General features: G+C 67.6%; 17 protein-coding genes and 1 rRNA gene. 17 read left to right on the forward strand and 1 reads right to left on the reverse strand.

All coding sequences use genetic code 11. The features are described from left to right. The first annotated feature begins 51 nt into the window (after positions 1 to 51). The 15 genes from prfA (at position 52) to HUN08_RS06345 (ending at position 13,437) form a co-directional block, all read left to right on the forward strand. A complete protein-coding gene (gene prfA, locus HUN08_RS06275) occupies positions 52 to 1,128 on the forward strand; it encodes a peptide chain release factor 1 (protein ID WP_124247935.1) in 1,077 nt (358 codons plus the stop codon). Positions 1,129 to 1,144: 16 nt separating this feature from the next. Further along, positions 1,145 to 2,062: a HemK/PrmC family methyltransferase gene (locus HUN08_RS06280; protein ID WP_124247934.1), complete on the forward strand. Its 918-nt coding sequence runs from the start codon at positions 1,145 to 1,147 to the stop codon at positions 2,060 to 2,062. Positions 2,063 to 2,066: 4 nt separating this feature from the next. Next, positions 2,067 to 2,726 carry an L-threonylcarbamoyladenylate synthase gene (locus tag HUN08_RS06285; RefSeq protein WP_124247933.1) on the forward strand — a complete coding sequence of 220 codons (660 nt, stop codon included), beginning with the start codon at positions 2,067 to 2,069 and terminating at the stop codon, positions 2,724 to 2,726. Next, a complete protein-coding gene (gene glyA, locus HUN08_RS06290; RefSeq protein WP_124247932.1) occupies positions 2,723 to 3,913 on the forward strand; it encodes a serine hydroxymethyltransferase in 1,191 nt (396 codons plus the stop codon). The genes HUN08_RS06285 and glyA overlap by 4 nt, the downstream gene beginning before the upstream one ends. Before the next feature lie 68 nt (positions 3,914 to 3,981). Next, the gene (locus HUN08_RS06295) at positions 3,982 to 5,091 is read left to right on the forward strand and encodes a glycosyltransferase family 4 protein (protein ID WP_301546971.1); all 1,110 of its coding nucleotides are present in this window, start codon (positions 3,982 to 3,984) and stop codon (positions 5,089 to 5,091) included. Positions 5,092 to 5,121: 30 nt separating this feature from the next. Then, positions 5,122 to 5,568: a hypothetical protein gene (locus tag HUN08_RS06300; protein ID WP_124247931.1), complete on the forward strand. Its 447-nt coding sequence runs from the start codon at positions 5,122 to 5,124 to the stop codon at positions 5,566 to 5,568. A gap of 281 nt (positions 5,569 to 5,849) precedes the next feature. Further along, positions 5,850 to 6,650, forward strand: coding sequence for a F0F1 ATP synthase subunit A (gene atpB / locus HUN08_RS06305; RefSeq protein WP_301546972.1), 801 nt, complete (start codon positions 5,850 to 5,852; stop codon positions 6,648 to 6,650). A gap of 77 nt (positions 6,651 to 6,727) precedes the next feature. Further along, positions 6,728 to 6,991, forward strand: a complete 264-nt coding sequence (locus HUN08_RS06310) for an ATP synthase F0 subunit C (RefSeq protein WP_124247930.1) — start codon at positions 6,728 to 6,730, stop codon at positions 6,989 to 6,991. 13 nt (positions 6,992 to 7,004) lie between these two features. Further along, on the forward strand, positions 7,005 to 7,553 hold the full coding sequence (locus HUN08_RS06315) for a F0F1 ATP synthase subunit B (RefSeq protein WP_124247929.1): 549 nt from the start codon (positions 7,005 to 7,007) through the stop codon (positions 7,551 to 7,553). Between the two features lie 34 nt (positions 7,554 to 7,587). Then, positions 7,588 to 8,397: a F0F1 ATP synthase subunit delta gene (locus HUN08_RS06320; RefSeq protein WP_124247928.1), complete on the forward strand. Its 810-nt coding sequence runs from the start codon at positions 7,588 to 7,590 to the stop codon at positions 8,395 to 8,397. 62 nt (positions 8,398 to 8,459) lie between these two features. Beyond that, entirely contained in the window at positions 8,460 to 10,097 is a 1,638-nt protein-coding gene (gene atpA / locus HUN08_RS06325; RefSeq protein ID WP_124247927.1) for a F0F1 ATP synthase subunit alpha, read from the forward strand. Positions 10,098 to 10,100: 3 nt separating this feature from the next. Next, positions 10,101 to 11,051: a F0F1 ATP synthase subunit gamma gene (locus tag HUN08_RS06330; RefSeq protein ID WP_124247926.1), complete on the forward strand. Its 951-nt coding sequence runs from the start codon at positions 10,101 to 10,103 to the stop codon at positions 11,049 to 11,051. A gap of 32 nt (positions 11,052 to 11,083) precedes the next feature. Further along, a complete protein-coding gene (gene atpD / locus HUN08_RS06335; RefSeq protein WP_124247925.1) occupies positions 11,084 to 12,529 on the forward strand; it encodes a F0F1 ATP synthase subunit beta in 1,446 nt (481 codons plus the stop codon). 9 nt (positions 12,530 to 12,538) lie between these two features. Further along, positions 12,539 to 12,919 carry a F0F1 ATP synthase subunit epsilon gene (locus HUN08_RS06340; protein WP_124247924.1) on the forward strand — a complete coding sequence of 127 codons (381 nt, stop codon included), beginning with the start codon at positions 12,539 to 12,541 and terminating at the stop codon, positions 12,917 to 12,919. Positions 12,920 to 12,999: 80 nt separating this feature from the next. After that, a complete protein-coding gene (locus HUN08_RS06345; RefSeq protein WP_124247923.1) occupies positions 13,000 to 13,437 on the forward strand; it encodes a DUF2550 domain-containing protein in 438 nt (145 codons plus the stop codon). Between the two features lie 6 nt (positions 13,438 to 13,443). On the opposite strand, the gene HUN08_RS06350 is transcribed toward HUN08_RS06345, so the two are convergent. Further along, the gene (locus HUN08_RS06350) at positions 13,444 to 14,076 is read right to left on the reverse strand and encodes a cob(I)yrinic acid a,c-diamide adenosyltransferase (RefSeq protein ID WP_124247922.1); all 633 of its coding nucleotides are present in this window, start codon (positions 14,074 to 14,076) and stop codon (positions 13,444 to 13,446) included. Positions 14,077 to 14,105: 29 nt separating this feature from the next. Here HUN08_RS06350 and murA point away from each other — a divergent pair, with 29 nt between their 5' ends. Both murA and HUN08_RS06360 read left to right on the forward strand, forming a co-directional pair. Further along, a complete protein-coding gene (gene murA, locus HUN08_RS06355) occupies positions 14,106 to 15,362 on the forward strand; it encodes a UDP-N-acetylglucosamine 1-carboxyvinyltransferase (protein WP_124247921.1) in 1,257 nt (418 codons plus the stop codon). Positions 15,363 to 15,895: 533 nt separating this feature from the next. Continuing rightward, positions 15,896 to 17,416 (forward strand): 16S ribosomal RNA (locus tag HUN08_RS06360). The last annotated feature ends 187 nt before the right edge of the window (positions 17,417 to 17,603 follow it).

Genomic DNA, 17,603 nt, shown 5'->3' on the forward strand with positions numbered 1-17,603 from the left:
TCACGGGGAAGCGGCGTCCACGACGGGCGCGGACGAACGAGGGAGGACGGCATGGCTGCCGAGCAACCGTCGGCGATCGACGACATCCTGGCCGAGTACGCCGGGTTGGAGGCGCAGCTCTCCGACCCGTCGCTGCACGACGACGCCGCGAACGCGCGCCGCGTCGCCAAGCGCTTCGCCGAACTCGGCCCGGTGATGTCCACGCACACCAAGCTCGTCGCGGCCCGCGACGACCTCGCCGCCGCCACCGAATTGGCCGCCGACGACCCGTCCTTCGCCGAGGAGATCCCGGCGCTGACGCAGCAGGTCGCCGACCTCGACGCGGCGCTGACCGATCTGCTCGCCCCGCGCGACCCGCACGACGCCGACGACGTGGTGCTCGAGGTGCGCCCCGGCGCCGGCGGCGAGGAATCGGCCCTGTTCGCCGCCGACCTCGTGCGGATGTACCTCAAATACTGCGAGCGCCACGGCTGGAAGGCCCAGGTTCTCGGCGTCACCGAGTCCGATCTCGGTGGCTACAAGGAGGCCACCCTCTCGATCCGCGCCCCGCAGGCCACCCGCGACGGCGTCTGGTCGCGGCTCAAGTTCGAGGGCGGAGTCCACCGCGTGCAGCGCGTGCCGGTCACCGAGTCGCAGGGACGCATCCATACCTCGGCCGCCGGTGTGCTGGTCTACCCCGAGCCCGACGAGGTCGAGGCGGTCGTCATCGACGACAAGGATCTGCGCGTCGACGTGTACCGCAGCTCCGGCAAGGGCGGCCAGGGAGTCAACACCACCGACTCGGCGGTGCGCCTGACCCACCTCCCGACCGGGATCGTCGTGACCTGTCAGAACGAGCGCTCCCAGTTGCAGAACAAGGCGCGCGCGATGCAGGTCCTCGCCGCCCGGCTGCAGGCCCAGGCCGAGGAGGAGGCGGCGGCCACCGCCGCCGAGGGCCGCGCCGCGCAGATCCGCACGGTGGACCGCTCGGAACGGATCCGCACCTACAACTTCCCGGAGAACCGGATCGCCGACCACCGCATCGGCTACAAGGCCAACAACCTCGACACGGTGCTCGGCGGCGACATGGACGCGCTGCTCGACGCGCTCGTCGAGGCCGACAAGCAGGCCCGCCTCGCCGCCGAGTGAGTGTGGCGGAGTGAGTGTGAGTGACCCCTCGCCGTCGGTGCTGATCGCGGACGCGGTCGCCCGCCTGAGCGCCGCCGGGGTGGAGTCGCCCCGGGCGGATGCCGACTGGTTGCTCGCCCACGCCCTGCGGGTCGACCGCGGCCGACTGCTCCTCGTCGACGACGTGCCGCCGCGCGCCGCCGCCGAGTTCGAGCAGATGCTCCGTCGGCGCGAGGCCCGCGAGCCGTTGCAGCACGTGATCGGCCGCGTCGCATTCGGGTTGCCCGACGGTGCGGCGGTGGACCTGCGCGTCGGACCGGGCGTGTTCATCCCGCGCCCGGAGACCGAACTGCTCCTGCAGTGGGCGGTGTCGACGGCCCCGGCCGACGCGGTGGTCGCGGACTTCTGTTCCGGCAGCGGCGCGCTGGCCATCGGATTGGCCGCCGCCTGCACCGACCTCCGCGTCCTCGCCGTCGAACGCTCCGCCGCCGCATTGACCTGGCTGCGCCGCAACATCGCCGCCCAGCCGCTGCCGATCGCGCAGCGGATCGTGGTCCTTGCCGCCGACGTCACCGATCCCGACGGCATGCGCCGTGCCCTCGCCGAGCAGGCCGAACCGCTGGGATGGCCGGTCGACGAGCCGCTCGACCTCGTCGTGGCCAACCCGCCCTATGTCCCGACGATGCAGGACGGCGTGCCGACGCGGGTGTCCCCGGAGGTGCGCGCGGATCCGGCGGAGGCGGTCTTCGCCGGCCCGGACGGCATGGCCGTCATCGTGCCGATGCTCGACGCGGTGCGCGGGCTGGGCCGATCGGGGACGGCGCTGGGCGTCGAGCACGACGACGCGACCGGCACCGCCGTCGCCGCCGCTCTCGAGGCGGCCGGATTCACCGGAATCACCGCGCGATCCGACCTCGCCGGTGCGCCGAGGCTGCATACCGCTGTGCAAGGATGAAACGGTGAGCACTGTCTACGACTGCACGGATCCGCAAGCCCGTCCGGCGGGCATCTCGGCCGCGGTCGCCGCGGCCAAATCGTCGCGGCTCGTCGTGCTCCCCACCGACACCCTGTACGGCATCGGCTGCGACGCCTTCGACGGCGAGGCGGTGGCCGACCTGCTGGCCGCCAAGGGTCGCGGTCGCGACATGCCCGTCCCGGTGCTCGTCGGCTCGTGGCACACCATCGACGGACTCGTGCTGTCGGTGCCGCTGGCCGCGCGGGAACTGACCCGCGCCTTCTGGCCCGGCGGCCTGTCCCTCGTCGTCCAGCAGGCCCCGTCGCTGGCCTGGGACCTGGGCGACACCGACGGGACCGTGATGTTGCGCATGCCGTTGCACCCGGTGGCGATCGAGTTGCTGCGCGAGGTCGGCCCGATGGCCGTCTCCAGCGCCAACGTCTCCGGGCAGGCGCCGGCGACGACGGTGGGCGCCGCCCGCGAACAGCTGGGCGACTCGGTGTCGGTCTACCTCGACGGCGGGCCGTCGGCCGCGGCGGTGGCCTCCACGATCGTCGACGTCACCGGCGAGACGCCGCGCATCCTGCGCGAGGGGGCGATCAGCGCCGAGCGGATCGGCGAGGTGCTGGACCTCGACGCGGCCGAACTGAGGGCCGTCTCGTGAGCACCGGGAAGACCGAGAGCGACGGGGAGCGGTTGCGGGCGGCCGATCCGCAGATCGCCGACCTGGTCGACGCGGAGAATGCCCGCCGCGACGGCGCGGTGTCGCTCGTCGCCAGCGAGTCGGTCTCCACCCCCGCGGTCCGCGCGGCGCTGGGCAGCGTATTCGGCGACAAGTACGCCGAGGGATACCCCGGGCACCGCTATCACGGCGGCTGCGAGGTGGCCGACGAGGTCGAGCGGCTGGCGGTGGCACGCGCACGGGGGTTGTTCGGCGCCGACTACGTCAACGTGCAGCCGGTCTCGGGGTCGACGGCGAACCAGGCGGTGTACGCCGCCTTCGCCCAGCCCGGAGACGGCCTGCTCTCCCTCTCGCTGCGCCACGGCGGCCATCAGTCGCACGGATCGAGCGCGAACTTCTCCGGTCGCTGGTTCAGCCCCGAGTTCTACGAGCTCGACATGGCCACCGAACGGATCGACTACGACCGCGTGCGGGAGGCCGCGCTCTACTACAAGCCGCGACTGCTCGTCGCGGGCGCCTCCAGCTATTCGCGCCACATCGATTTCGCCGCGATGCGCTCGATCGCCGACGAGTGCGGCGCCATCCTGTGGGTCGACGCCGCGCATATCGCCGGGTTGTCGATCGCCGGCATCGGACCAGACCCGGTCGCCTACGCCGACGTGGTGACCGTCGCGACCCAGAAGATCATGCGCGGTCCGCGCGGGGGAGTGATCCTGGCGCGCGCCGAACACGGCGAGGCGCTGAGCCGGGCGGTCTACCCGTTCCTGCAGGGCGGGCCGTTCGTCGCGGCGATCGCCGCCAAGGCCGTCACCTTCGCCGAGTCGGCCACCGACGACTACCGGGCCTACGCGCGGCGGGTCGTCGAGAATTCCGCCGCGCTGGCCGACCGGCTCACCGACGGCGGTCTGCGGGTGGTGTCCGGCGGGACCGAGAACCACCTGGCCGTGGTCGACGTGTCCGCGCTGCGCCTGACCGGGCGCGCCGCCGCCGACGCGCTCTCGACAGCAGGCATCGTCGTCGACAAGGCGGTGCTCCCCTTCGACCCGGAACCCGTCAACCAGGGGTCCGCGATCCGCGTCGGCACCCCGACGGTGACTGCCGGCGGGGCTACCGCGGCGGACATGGTCGCCATCGGCGACCGGATCCTCGACGTATTGGCGAGCGCGTGATCGTCGAGCTGATCGCGGCCAAGCAGAGTTCCGGCTCCTCCGGGGCCGGTGTACCGCTGCGCGAGTTGATGCTGGTCGGTGCGACGGCGACCGCGGTGACCTTCCTGGTGACCTCGCTGGTGCGGGTCTTCGCGATCCGGGTCGGCGCGGTCGCGGTGCCCCGCGCGCGCGACGTCCACGTCATCCCGACACCCCGCCTCGGCGGGGTGGGCATGTTCATCGGGGCGGTCGCCGCCATCGCGCTGGCCGCGCAACTGCCCGCGCTCAACCGCGGTTTCGCCTACACCCCGGACATGCTGGCGGTGATCGTCTCCGGATTGGTGATCGTGCTGGTCGGCGTCGTCGACGACCGGTGGGGCCTGGACGCGCTGACCAAGTTCGTCGGGCAGCTGACCGCGGCCGGTGTGCTCGTCATCATGGGCGTCAGCTGGTACGTGTTCAACGTGCCGGTGGGCAACATCGGGACCCTCGTGCTCGACCCGCTGCAGGCGGGGCTGCTGACCGTCGTGATCACGGTCGCGACGATCAACGCGATCAACTTCGTCGACGGCCTCGACGGTCTGGCCGCCGGTCTCGGGCTCATCGCGGCATTGGCGATCTGCCTGTTCTCCCTGGGCCAGCTGCGCGACCTCGGCGGCGACTCCAGCTACTACCCGCCCGCGCTGATTACGGTCGCGCTGGCCGGCGCCTGCCTGGGATTCCTACCGCACAACTTCAGTCCGGCCCGGATCTTCATGGGGGACTCGGGCGCGATGCTGATCGGCTTGATGCTGGCCGCGGCGTCGACCAGTGCGTCGGGCCGGATCTCGCCCAACGCCTACGGTACGGCGGATGTCTTCACCCTGCTCTCGCCGCTGATCTTGGTCGCGGCCATCATGTTCATCCCGATGCTGGACATGCTGATGGCGGTGGTGCGCCGCACGCGCGCCGGCGTCGGCTTCTACACGCCGGACAAGATGCACCTGCACCACCGTCTGCTGCAGCTCGGTCACTCGCAGTCGCGCGTGGCGCTGCTGATCTACCTGTGGGTCGGCGTATTGGCCCTCTCGGTGTCGGCGAGCACGGTCGCGCCGCTGCGGGTCGTCGGCCCGGTCTTCTGCGTCGGGTTGTTCGTGGCCCTGACCTTCACGTTCCTGCCCCGCATCATCCGGTTCTTCCGCCCCGCCCCGTCTGCGTGATCGCGGCGGCGGCGCCCTAAACTGTCTGGCATGGCTGAAGACACCCCCGACATCGTCCGCGCGTTCACCGATCCGTTGGGCGCGCTGAAGGTCGGGCTGCGCTACGGGGTGATCGGCCTGGTGCTGCTCATCGTGATCGGCCTGGCCGTCTGGTGGCCGTTGCGGGGGACACCGGGACTGTGGGGAGTGCTGATCGGCGCCTCCGTCGGCGGCGCGTTCATCCTGATCACCCTCGTCGTCGTGCTGGTGACCTCGAATTTGCCGCCGTTCACCTCGATGTACGTCATCTTGGGCTCGTGGTTCCTCAAGATGCTGGCCGCGATCGTGGTGATGGCGATCCTCAAGAACATGACGTTCTACGACAAGGGTGCGCTGGTCAGCATGCTCATCGGGACGATCGTCGTGGTGCTCGGCGCCGAGTTCTACGGGGTGTTGCGCACCCGTGTGCCCTACGTCGACGAGGTATCGCCCGAATAGTCCGACGACACCCAATCCTGCGCTATGGTGCGATTGGCGTGGTCGGGAGTCAACTACTACAATGAGTCGTAGAGCATTTCCGCAGGGAAACCGACCCCGGTGACCGTGCACCTGAGCGGAACTTGATAAAGTTCTGATCACACCGAAACAAGAAAAGGTTGCGCTCGGGATCATTCACCCGACGGCGCCATCCTGACTTGTGTCCCGCGCACCTTGGCGGGGCTGTCCGATCGAACCCGCGTCGTCACGACGACAGTCGGGCCCGACCATGGGAGTGAACGCTGATCACCGTCTTCACGGCCGAATCTGGCTCCGGATTCCACGCGCCCACACTGGACGACTTCTTCCCGCCGCAGGTGTTGTTCGAGGGTACGTGGTTCGCCCTCGACCGGCTGATGATCATCCGGCTCGGCGTCGTGGTTCTGCTGGCGCTGTTTTTCTTCTTCGCGATGCGCGGCCGCAAGCTCATCCCGACCGGCGTCCAGAACGTGGCCGAGAGCATGCTCGACTTCGTCCGCGTGCAGATCGCCGAGGAGATCCTGGGCAAGGAGAATGGTCGCAAGTACCTCGCGATCATCGCGACGATCTTCTTCGCGACGATCTTCCTGAACCTGACGTCGATCATCCCGTTCCTGAACATCTCGTCGAACGCGCGGATCGGGTTCCCGATGACGATGGCCGCGGTCGCCTACGTCACCTACCTCTGGGTGGGCTTCCGCAAATACGGCTTCTTCGGATTCATCAAGGCGTCGACGGTGTTGCCGGACGTGCCGCTGCCGATCCACTTCCTGTTGATCCCGATCGAGTTCATCTCGACCTTCATCCTGCGGCCGTTCACGCTGACCGTCCGTCTCATGGCCAACATGCTCGCCGGCCACATCATGCTGGTGCTGTTCTTCGCGGCCACCCAGTTCTTCTTCTTCGAGGCGAAGAACTGGATGATCGTCTTCGGACCGTTCGCCCTGCTCGTCGGTGTCGCCTTCACGTTCTTCGAACTGCTGGTGATCGCCCTGCAGGCCTACATCTTCGCGCTGCTGACCGCGGTCTACATCGACCAGTCGATCCACGCCGACTCACACTGACCACCTACTGACAACAACAAGAGAACCTGACTGCTCATCCATCCGGATGGGGAGCCATTTAGAAAGGGAATAGCAAGATGAGCTACATCGCCCAGACCCTCGCCGACTCCGCGACGCTGGCCGCCGACAACAACGTCACCGGCAAAGGCTTCGGCGCCATCGGCTACGGCCTCGCCGCCATCGGCCCCGGCATCGGCGTCGGCATCGTGGCCGGCAAGGCCATCGAAGGCATGGCCCGTCAGCCCGAGCTGTCCGGCCAGATCCGGACCACCATGTTCCTCGGTATCGCACTTTCCGAGGCCCTGGCGCTGATCGGTATCGTCGCCGGCTTCATTTTCTGATCTGAGCCCAGACATGATCAACGCAACCAAACTGACTCTGCTTCTGGCAGAGGATGGCGAGAAGCCGCCCAACCCGCTGCTTCCGCACACCTACGACATCGTCTGGTCGCTGGTCGCGTTTGCCGTCGTCTTCTTCGTGTTCTGGAAGTTCGTCCTCCCGGCGTACCAGAAGGTGCTCGACGAGCGCCGTGACGCGATCGAGGGCGGCATCGAGCGCGCCGAGGCGGCACAGGCCCAGGCCAACGCCGAATTGGCGGCCTACCGCGAGAAGCTCTCGGGCGCCCGCGAAGAGGCCAACGCCATCCGCGAAGAGGCACGCGCCCAGGGGCAGCAGATCGTCGCGGACGCGACGACCGCCGCCCAGGAGGAGAGCGACCGCATCGTGGCGGCGGGCAACCAGCAGCTGGAGGCTTCCCGCCAGCAGGTGGTCTCCGAGCTGCGCGGCGACGTCGGCAAGATGTCGATCGACCTGGCCGAGAAGCTGGTCGGGGAGTCGCTCGGCGATCCCGGCAAGCAGTCGGCGACCGTCGACCGCTTCCTCGCCGAACTCGACGCCAAGTAGCCGGCCCGGATTACGAGACAGGACGAAAAGGTAGATGTACGCAGCATCCTCACGTGAGGCCCTTGCCGGGGCCCGCGCCGTGCTGGAATCAGCCACGGGCTCCGCGCAGACCGCCGCCACCACCGGCGACGAGCTGCTGGAGGTGTCCCGTCTCCTCGGCGACAACCGAGAGCTGCTGACCGCGCTGACCGAGGCGGCGGTTCCGCCGGCCGAGCGGGGCGCGGTGGCCAAGGCCGTGCTCGCGGGCAAGGTCGGCGACCCCACCCGCGACGTGGTCGCGGCGGCCGCCGGCGGTCAGTGGTCTACCTCGTCCGACCTCGTCTCCGGCGTCCACGACCTCGGTGTGCTGGCGCTGCTGCGCTCGGCGGACGCGGCGGGCGACGGCGACGCGGTCGAGGACGAGCTGTTCCGGCTGGGTCGGATCATCGCGGCCAACCCGGAGCTCGAGCAGGCGTTGTCGGACCGCAGCCGCGGCACGGCCGAGCGGGCCGGTCTGATCCGGTCGCTGGTCGCCAAGAAGGTGAATCCGGTGACCGAGAAGCTGGCCGTCGATGCGATCGAGCGGGCCCAGCAGTTCCCGGCCGACGCACTCGCGGCGCTCGCCGACCAGGCGGCCGGCATCAGCGGCCGCCGGGTCGCACACGTCCGCTCCGCGGCCGCACTGTCCGACAAGCAGCGCGAGCAGCTGGCCGACAAGCTCGAGGCCGACCTCGGCTCGCCGGTCACCCTCCACGTCGACGTCGACCCCGCCCTCCTCGGTGGAGTGGTGGTCCGTGTCGGCAACGAGCAGATCGACGGAAGCGTCGCCGGCAAGTTCGCCGCCGTCCGACGCGGCCTGCGGTAGCCCCCAAACCCCAAACGACCACTTGATCGACACCACGATCACCAAGCCAGGAGAGTAAGCACATGGCGGAGTTGACCATCTCCTCCGATGAGATTCGGAGCGCGCTCAGTACGTACACCAAGGAGGTGGACACGAGTGCCACCCGCGAAGAGGTCGGCACCGTCGTGGACACCGGCGACGGCATCGCCCACGTCAGCGGCCTGCCGGGCGCCATGGCCAACGAGCTGCTGGAGTTCCCCGGCGGCATCCGCGGCGTGGCCCTGAACCTCGACCTCGACGCCGTCGGCGCGGTCATCCTCGGTGACTACGAGAACATCGAGGAGGGCCAGGAGGTCAAGCGGACCGGCAACGTGCTCTCGGTGCCCGTCGGCGACGACTTCCTGGGTCGCGTGATCGATCCCCTCGGCGCCCCGATCGACGGCCTCGGCCCGATCAAGGCGGAGGAGGAGCGCGTCCTCGAACTGCAGGCCGCATCGGTGCTGGAGCGCCAGCCCGTCGAGGAGAGCCTGGCCACCGGCATCAAGGCGATCGACGCCATGACCGCCATCGGCCGCGGACAGCGCCAGCTCGTCATCGGCGACCGCAAGACCGGCAAGACCGCGGTCTGCATCGACGCCATCCTGAACCAGAAGGACAACTGGAAGACCGGCGACCCGGACAAGCAGGTCCGCTGCATCTACGTCGCCATCGGCCAGAAGGGCTCCACCATCGCGGGCGTCAAGACCGCGCTGGAAGAGGCCGGCGCCATGGAGTACACGACCATCGTCGCGGCTCCCGCCTCCGACTCGGCCGGCTTCAAGTGGCTCGCCCCCTACACCGGCTCGGCCCTCGGCCAGCACTGGATGTACGCGGGCAAGCACGTCCTGATCGTGTTCGACGACCTCTCCAAGCAGGCCGAGGCCTACCGCGCCATCTCGCTGCTGCTGCGCCGCCCGCCGGGCCGCGAGGCCTACCCGGGTGACGTCTTCTACTTGCACTCGCGTCTGCTGGAGCGTTGCGCGAAGCTGTCCGACGAGATGGGCGGCGGCTCGATGACCGGTCTGCCGATCATCGAGACCAAGGCGAACGACGTCTCGGCGTTCATCCCGACCAACGTCATCTCGATCACCGACGGCCAGGTCTTCCTCGAGTCGGACCTCTTCAACAAGGGTGTCCGCCCGGCCATCAACGTCGGCATCTCGGTGTCGCGCGTCGGCGGCGCGGCGCAGACCAAGGGCCTCAAGAAGGTCTCGGGTTCGCTGCGCCTGGAGCTCGCCCAGTTCCGCGAGCTGGAGGCCTTCTCGGCCTTCGCCTCCGACCTCGACGCCGCGTCCAAGGCGCAGCTCGAGCGCGGCGCCCGCTGGGTGGAGCTGCTCAAGCAGGACCAGTACTCGCCGGTCTCGGTCGAGGACCAGATCGTCTCGCTGTACCTCTGCGGTGAGGGCTTCATGGACTCGGTCCCGGTCGACGACATCCGTCGATTCGAATCCGAGCTCCTCGCCGACCTGCACCACAGCGCGGCCGGCGTCTACAGCAACATCGCCGGCGGCGGTGCGCTGTCCGACGACGACATCGCGGCCCTGACCACGGCGACGAACAACTTCAAGGAGGGCTTCGTCGCCAGCGACGGCAGCCGAGTCGTCAACGAACCCGAGGCTCCGGCCCTCGACGCCGATGACGTCGAGCCCGAGACCATCCGGGTGACCAAGAAGAAGAAGTAGGCGATGGCAACCATTCGGGAGCTGCGCTCGCGGATCCGGTCGATCCAATCGACCAAGAAGATCACCAAGGCGCAGGAACTCATCGCGACCTCGCGGATCACCAAGGCGCAAGCCCGGGTGGCCGCGGCGCGGCCCTACGCGCAGGAGATCACCAAGGTGGTCACCACGCTGGCCAACGCCTCGGTGTCGCTGGACTCCCCGCTGCTCACGGCGCGGGAGAACCCGCGTCGCGTGGCGATCCTGGTGGTCACCTCCGACAGCGGACAGTGCGGCGGTTACAACTCCAACGTGCTCAAGGAGACCGAGGAGCTCGTCACGCTGCTGCGCTCGCAGGGCAAGGAGCCGGTCCTCTACGTGATGGGCCGCAAGGGCGTCGGCTACTACAGCTTCCGCGACCGCCCGATCGTCGCCAGCTGGACCGGGTTCTCCCAGCAGCCGGTGTTCGCCGACATCAACGGGGCGATCAAGCACCTCGTCGACGCCTTCCTGGCCGGCTCGGATGAGAAGGTCGAACTCGACGGTCACGACATCGACGGGTACGACGAGCTGCACGTGGTCTACACGCGGTTCATCTCGATGCTGACCCAGCGTCCGACGGTTCGCCGGATGGCGCCGATCGACGTCGAGCTGGAGGTCGAGCACCTCAACATGGGTGAGGACATGCTCGACACCACCAACGGTGCGGATGTGGGCCCGGAGATCGATTTCGAGCCCGAGCCCAAGGAGCTGTTGGACGCCCTGTTGCCGCGTTACGTGGCGTCGCGGATCTTCGCGGCCCTGCTGGAGTCGGCGGCCTCGGAGAACGCGGCGCGCCGTACCGCCATGAAGGCGGCCACCGACAACGCGACCGAGCTGGAGAAGACCCTGTCCCGCCAGGCCAACCAGGCCCGTCAGGCACAGATCACGCAGGAGATCAGCGAGATCGTCGGCGGCGTCGAAGCGCTCTCGCACTAGCCAAAAGACATATCGAGGAAAGAGAAGAAACCATGACTGCAGCAGTCACCGACAAGACCAAGGGCGGCGCCTCGGCCACCGCCGGTCGCGTCGCCCGCGTGATCGGCCCCGTCGTCGACGTGGAGTTCCCGCGCGGCGCGATCCCCGACCTGTTCAACGCCCTGCACACGGAGATCACCCTGCCGGCGGTCGCCAAGACGCTGACCCTCGAGGTCGCCCAGCACCTCGGCGACAACGTGGTGCGCGCCGTGTCGATGCAGCCCACCGACGGCCTGGTCCGCGGTGCGGCGGTCGTCGACACCGGCAAGCCCATCTCGGTTCCCGTCGGCGACGTCGTCAAGGGCCACGTCTTCAATGCACTGGGCGACTGCCTGGACGCTCCGGGCACCGGCCGCGACGGCGAGCAGTGGGGCATCCACCGCAAGCCCCCGGCCTTCGACCAGCTCGAGGGCAAGACCGAGATCCTCGAGACCGGTATCAAGGTCATCGACCTGCTCACCCCGTACGTCAAGGGCGGCAAGATCGGTCTGTTCGGTGGTGCCGGTGTCGGCAAGACCGTTCTGATCCAGGAGATGATCACCCGTATCGCCCGCGAGTTCTCCGGCACCTCGGTGTTCGCCGGCGTCGGCGAGCGCACCCGTGAGGGCACCGACCTCAAGCTGGAGATGGAGGAGATGGGCGTCCTCCAGGACACCGCCCTCGTCTTCGGCCAGATGGACGAGCCGCCGGGGACGCGTATGCGCGTCGCCCTCTCGGCCCTCACCATGGCCGAGTACTTCCGCGACGTGCAGCACCAGGACGTGCTGCTGTTCATCGACAACATCTTCCGCTTCACGCAGGCCGGCTCCGAGGTCTCCACGCTGCTCGGCCGTATGCCGTCGGCCGTCGGGTACCAGCCGACGCTGGCCGACGAGATGGGTGAGCTGCAGGAGCGCATCACGTCGACCAAGGGCCGCTCGATCACCTCGCTGCAGGCGATCTACGTCCCCGCCGACGACTACACCGACCCGGCTCCGGCGACCACCTTCGCCCACCTGGACGCGACGACCGAGCTTTCCCGCCCGATCTCGCAGCTCGGTATCTACCCGGCCGTCGACCCGCTGACCTCCACGTCGCGAATCCTCGAGGCCTCGATCGTCGGCGACGAGCACTTCCGCGTCGCCAACGAGGTCAAGCGAATCCTGCAGAAGTACAAGGAGCTGCAGGACATCATCGCGATCCTCGGTATGGACGAGCTGTCCGAAGAGGACAAGGTCACCGTCGCCCGCGCCCGCCGCCTGCAGCGCTTCCTCGGCCAGAACTTCCTCGTCGCCGAGAAGTTCACCGGCCAGGTCGGCTCGGTCGTCCCGCTGGCCGACACGATCGACGCCTTCGACCGTGTCTGCAAGGGCGAGTTCGACCACCTGCCCGAGCAGGCCTTCAACAGCTGTGGTGGTCTCGACGACGTCGAGGCCGCAGCCGCGAAGCTCGCGAAGTAGGTCGCCGTCATGGCCGACAACAGTTTTCGAGTCGAGGTGGTCTCGGCCGACGAGCGCCTGTACTCGGGCGACGCGACCACGCTGGTGGCGCAGACGACCGACGGTGAGTTGGGCATCCTGGCCGGCCACGCGCCGCTGCTGGGCCAGCTGACCGACGGCGGCTACGTCGCGGTCACCGAGGCGGACGGCACGCGCCGCGTCGCAGCGGTGACCGGCGGATTCCTCTCGGTGTCGACCGACGTGGTGACCGTGCTCGCCGAGACCGCCGAGTGGGTCGAATCGGTCGACGTCGCCGCGGAGACGGCGGCGCTGGAATCAGCCGAGGCCGGAACCGCGGCACACCTGCTCGCCAAGTCCCGTCTCGCGGCATCCGCGGCCCTGTCCCGGTAGTCCGTGCAGTTCACGCCAAGCGCCCGACCCGGTGTTCGTCACCAGTCGGGCGTTTGGCGTCTCGCGCCGGGGGTGGCGCGATGATCGCGCTGCTCGTCGTGCTCGCCGTGGCGTTGACCATCGCGGTTCTCGTCGTCGCGGTCGCGCTCTACCGACTCGTCGAGATGCGCCGGATGGGGGTGCCGATCCTGCTGCGCCCGATACCCGCGGCGGAGGACGCGGGCTGGCGCCACGGCTCGGCCCACTACGGTGACGACACCCTGGTCTACTACCGGCTCGTCACATTCCGCCTGGGTCCGACGGTGACCCTCGTCCGCAGCGCCATGTCCATCGTCGGCCGGCGCGATCCGCGCGGCACCGAGCGGGAGATCCTCGACGGGATGGTCGTCATCGAACTCGCACCGGGGGCCGACGGCGCGGGTGGCGCGTACGAGCTGGGGATGACCCCGGAGGCGCTGACCGCGTTGCAGGCGTGGCTGGAGTCGTCGCCGCCCCGGCGCGCCCGCCGCGGACGCTGAGCAGCGCTACTGCGCGTCCGGCCGGTGCTCGGCGTCGGCGGGACCCGCTGCCGCCTCCGGGCGCGTGCGATTGCCCCCGGGCACCCACTTGACGTCGCCGGCCGGCCCGGCCGCGACCCGCGCCAGGATGAACAGCAGATCCGAGAGTCGGTTCAGGTATTTCGCCGGCAACACTGAGGTGTCGTCCGGATGGGCGTCGATGGCGGCCCAGGCCGAGCGTTCGGCTCGTCGCACCACGGTGCGGGCGTGGTGGAGCAGCGCGGCGCCTGGCGTGCCGCCCGGGAGGATGAACGAGTCCAGGGCGGGAAGGTCGGCCCCGAAGGAGTCACACCAGCGTTCCAGGGCGTCGATATAGGACTGCTCGATGCGCAGGGGCGGGTACTTCGGGTCCGCGACGACCGGGGTGGACAGGTCGGCCCCGGCGTCGAAGAGGTCGTTCTGCACGGTGGCCACGACGGCGGCCACCTCCGACGGCAATCCGCCGAGGGTGAGGGCCATACCCAGCGCCGCGTTGGCCTCGTCGCAGTCCGCATAGGCCGCGACCCGCAGGTCGTTCTTGGTGACCCGGGAGAAGTCGGAGAGCCCGGTCGTCCCGTCGTCGCCGGTCCGGGTGTAGATGCGTGTGAGGTGTACGGCCATGGCATCACGGTAGTGGATAAGCTACGGGGGTGAGTGATCGCTTTCTGGTGTCGGGTGGAGCCCGGCTGACCGGTGAAGTCCAGGTGACCGGCGCCAAGAACAGCGTGCTGAAGCTGATGGCGGCAGCGCTGCTGGCCGAGGGGACCACGGTCCTGACCAACGCCCCGGACATCGCCGACGTGCCGTTGATGGCCGAGGTGCTGCGCGGGCTCGGTGCCGACGTGACGATTGACGGCGACGAGGTGAGCATCGTGTCGCCGGCCGAGCCCAGCTATCACGCCGACTTCGACGCGGTGAAACAGTTCCGCGCGTCGGTGTGCGTACTCGGCCCGCTGATGGCCCGGTGTCGCCGGGCGGTCGTCGCACTGCCCGGCGGAGATGCGATCGGGTCGCGCCCGCTCGACATGCACCAGGCCGGGCTCCGGGCGATGGGGGCGGAGAGCTCCATCGAGCACGGCTGCGTGGTGGCCTCCGCCGAGAGACTGGTCGGCGCGCCGATCGCGCTGGAGTTCCCGTCGGTGGGTGCCACCGAGAACATTCTGATGGCCGCGGTGCTCGCCGACGGCGTGACGACGGTCGACAACGCGGCCCGCGAGCCCGAGATCGTCGACCTGTGCGAGATGCTCAGCCAGATGGGTGCGCAGATCGAGGGCGCCGGGACGTCGACGTTGACGGTGACCGGCGTGCCCGGATTGTCGCCGACGACGCACCGCGTGGTGGGCGACCGGATCGTCGGTGCGACGTGGGGGATCGCTGCGGCGATGACCCGGGGCGACGTGACGGTGCGCGGAGTCCTGCCCGAGCACCTCTCGTTGGTGCTCAACAAGCTCGTCGACGCCGGTGCGACCGTCGACCGGTTCGACGACGGGTTCCGGGTGCGCCAGGAGGGCCGACCCGAGGCGATCAATGTCTCCACGCTCCCGTACCCGGGTTTCCCGACCGACCTGCAGCCGATGGTGATCGGGCTGGCCGCGGTCGCCGACGGCATGTCGGTGGTGACCGAGAACGTCTTCGAGGCGCGGTTCCGGTTCGTCGAGGAGATGGTCCGGCTGGGCGCCGATGCGCGCACCGACGGACATCACGCGGTCATCCGCGGCGTCGAGCAGCTCTCCAGCGCGCCGGTGTGGTCGTCGGACATCCGCGCCGGCGCGGGACTCGTGCTGGCGGGTCTGTGCGCCGACGGGGTGACCGAGGTCCACGACGTGGAACACATCGATCGGGGGTATCCGGACTTCGTCGAACTGCTCCGTTCGCTGGGGGGCAAGATCGAGCGCGTCTCGGAGTGAGCACGCGGTCCGACGAGGGCCGCGCGGCGCCCCGACCTGCACGGATGGGCGATCGGACGTGCTGTGGTCGAGGTCACTCGGCGCTAAGTTGACCTCTCGGACACTTCCGCGTAACTTCTTTCAAGTCAGCGCGCCACGGCGCCGCCGGCCAAGCCCGAGAGGGTCGGCCGGAATAAGGAAACCGGGTTCCGCGTTGACTCCCCGAACAGCCCGATCTCGACCAGGTAGACGCATGTTTGCCAAGTCTGACCGAGTCTGTTAGGATGGGAGAGTTGCCCCAAATGAGGGTCAACGCCCAACAAAACTCAGCTTGCTGGAGAGCGTCCACGATGTGGATGGCGCCGGTGGGTGTGTGTTCTTTGAGAACTCGATAGTGTGTGACAAATTTTGTTGTTTGATGCCATATTTTTTGTGGTGTCATTGTTTTTTGATGCCAGTTTGTTTTTTGGATTGTTTTTGCTGGGGTTTTTGCCTCTGTGAGGATTGTTCTGAGGATGGCTGACTCTTTTTGGGTTGGTTGTTTTCTTTGTTTTTTCATGGAGAGTTTGATCCTGGCTCAGGACGAACGCTGGCGGCGTGCTTAACACATGCAAGTCGAACGGAAAGGCCCCACTTGTGGGGTACTCGAGTGGCGAACGGGTGAGTAACACGTGGGTGATCTGCCCCAAACTTTGGGATAAGCCTGGGAAACTGGGTCTAATACCGGATATGACCTTCTCCTGCATGGGGGTTGGTGGAAAGCTTTTGCGGTTTGGGATGGGCCCGCGGCCTATCAGCTTGTTGGTGGGGTAATGGCCTACCAAGGCGACGACGGGTAGCCGACCTGAGAGGGTGATCGGCCACACTGGGACTGAGACACGGCCCAGACTCCTACGGGAGGCAGCAGTGGGGAATATTGCACAATGGGCGCAAGCCTGATGCAGCGACGCCGCGTGAGGGATGACGGCCTTCGGGTTGTAAACCTCTTTCGCCAGGGACGAAGCGTAAGTGACGGTACCTGGAGAAGAAGCACCGGCCAACTACGTGCCAGCAGCCGCGGTAATACGTAGGGTGCGAGCGTTGTCCGGAATTACTGGGCGTAAAGAGCTCGTAGGCGGTTTGTCGCGTCGTCTGTGAAATTCTGCAACTCAATTGTAGGCGTGCAGGCGATACGGGCAGACTTGAGTACTACAGGGGAGACTGGAATTCCTGGTGTAGCGGTGAAATGCGCAGATATCAGGAGGAACACCGGTGGCGAAGGCGGGTCTCTGGGTAGTTACTGACGCTGAGGAGCGAAAGCGTGGGGAGCGAACAGGATTAGATACCCTGGTAGTCCACGCCGTAAACGGTGGGTACTAGGTGTGGGTTCCATTTCACGGGATCCGTGCCGTAGCTAACGCATTAAGTACCCCGCCTGGGGAGTACGGCCGCAAGGCTAAAACTCAAAGGAATTGACGGGGGCCCGCACAAGCGGCGGAGCATGTGGATTAATTCGATGCAACGCGAAGAACCTTACCTGGGTTTGACATACACCAGACGACGGTAGAGATATCGTTTCCCTTGTGGTTGGTGTACAGGTGGTGCATGGCTGTCGTCAGCTCGTGTCGTGAGATGTTGGGTTAAGTCCCGCAACGAGCGCAACCCTTGTCCTGTATTGCCAGCGGGTTATGCCGGGGACTTGCAGGAGACTGCCGGGGTCAACTCGGAGGAAGGTGGGGATGACGTCAAGTCATCATGCCCCTTATGTCCAGGGCTTCACACATGCTACAATGGCGCGTACAGAGGGCTGCGATACCGTGAGGTGGAGCGAATCCCTTAAAGCGCGTCTCAGTTCGGATTGGGGTCTGCAACTCGACCCCATGAAGTCGGAGTCGCTAGTAATCGCAGATCAGCAACGCTGCGGTGAATACGTTCCCGGGCCTTGTACACACCGCCCGTCACGTCATGAAAGTCGGTAACACCCGAAGCCGGTGGCCTAACCCTTGTGGAGGGAGCTGTCGAAGGTGGGATCGGCGATTGGGACGAAGTCGTAACAAGGTAGCCGTACCGGAAGGTGCGGCTGGATCACCTCCTTTCTAAGGAGCTATCAACATGTCCTGTTTCGGGCCCGAGTGTGGTTCGGCGGGGTTGATGTTCATGGGTGAAACGTCGAACAACGGCCGTGATGGATGGGTCTGCCCTAGGTGGTGGGTTCGTCTGGTTTCCTGTCTCCCACAGTCGTGGGGGGTGGGGGTTTGTTGCACACTATCGGGGTTCTGAGGG

This window comes from Gordonia sp. X0973 (genome assembly GCF_013348785.1).
Classification (GTDB): Bacteria; Actinomycetota; Actinomycetes; order Mycobacteriales; family Mycobacteriaceae; genus Gordonia.

Excerpts from the sequence above, each read along its gene's own strand:
- HUN08_RS06300 (WP_124247931.1), top strand. The coding sequence starts at position 5,122 with ATGGCTGAAGACACCCCCGACATCGTCCGCGCGTTCACCGATCCGTTG.
- HUN08_RS06295 (WP_301546971.1), top strand. The coding sequence starts at position 3,982 with ATGCTGGTCGGTGCGACGGCGACCGCGGTGACCTTCCTGGTGACCTCG.
- atpA (WP_124247927.1), top strand. The coding sequence starts at position 8,460 with ATGGCGGAGTTGACCATCTCCTCCGATGAGATTCGGAGCGCGCTCAGT.
- HUN08_RS06345 (WP_124247923.1), top strand. The coding sequence starts at position 13,000 with ATGATCGCGCTGCTCGTCGTGCTCGCCGTGGCGTTGACCATCGCGGTT.
- HUN08_RS06330 (WP_124247926.1), top strand. The coding sequence starts at position 10,101 with ATGGCAACCATTCGGGAGCTGCGCTCGCGGATCCGGTCGATCCAATCG.
- HUN08_RS06320 (WP_124247928.1), top strand. The coding sequence starts at position 7,588 with ATGTACGCAGCATCCTCACGTGAGGCCCTTGCCGGGGCCCGCGCCGTG.
- prfA (WP_124247935.1), top strand. The coding sequence starts at position 52 with ATGGCTGCCGAGCAACCGTCGGCGATCGACGACATCCTGGCCGAGTAC.
- atpD (WP_124247925.1), top strand. The coding sequence starts at position 11,084 with ATGACTGCAGCAGTCACCGACAAGACCAAGGGCGGCGCCTCGGCCACC.
- HUN08_RS06310 (WP_124247930.1), top strand. The coding sequence starts at position 6,728 with ATGAGCTACATCGCCCAGACCCTCGCCGACTCCGCGACGCTGGCCGCC.
- HUN08_RS06350 (WP_124247922.1), bottom strand. The coding sequence starts at position 14,076 with ATGGCCGTACACCTCACACGCATCTACACCCGGACCGGCGACGACGGG.
- HUN08_RS06315 (WP_124247929.1), top strand. The coding sequence starts at position 7,005 with ATGATCAACGCAACCAAACTGACTCTGCTTCTGGCAGAGGATGGCGAG.
- HUN08_RS06340 (WP_124247924.1), top strand. The coding sequence starts at position 12,539 with ATGGCCGACAACAGTTTTCGAGTCGAGGTGGTCTCGGCCGACGAGCGC.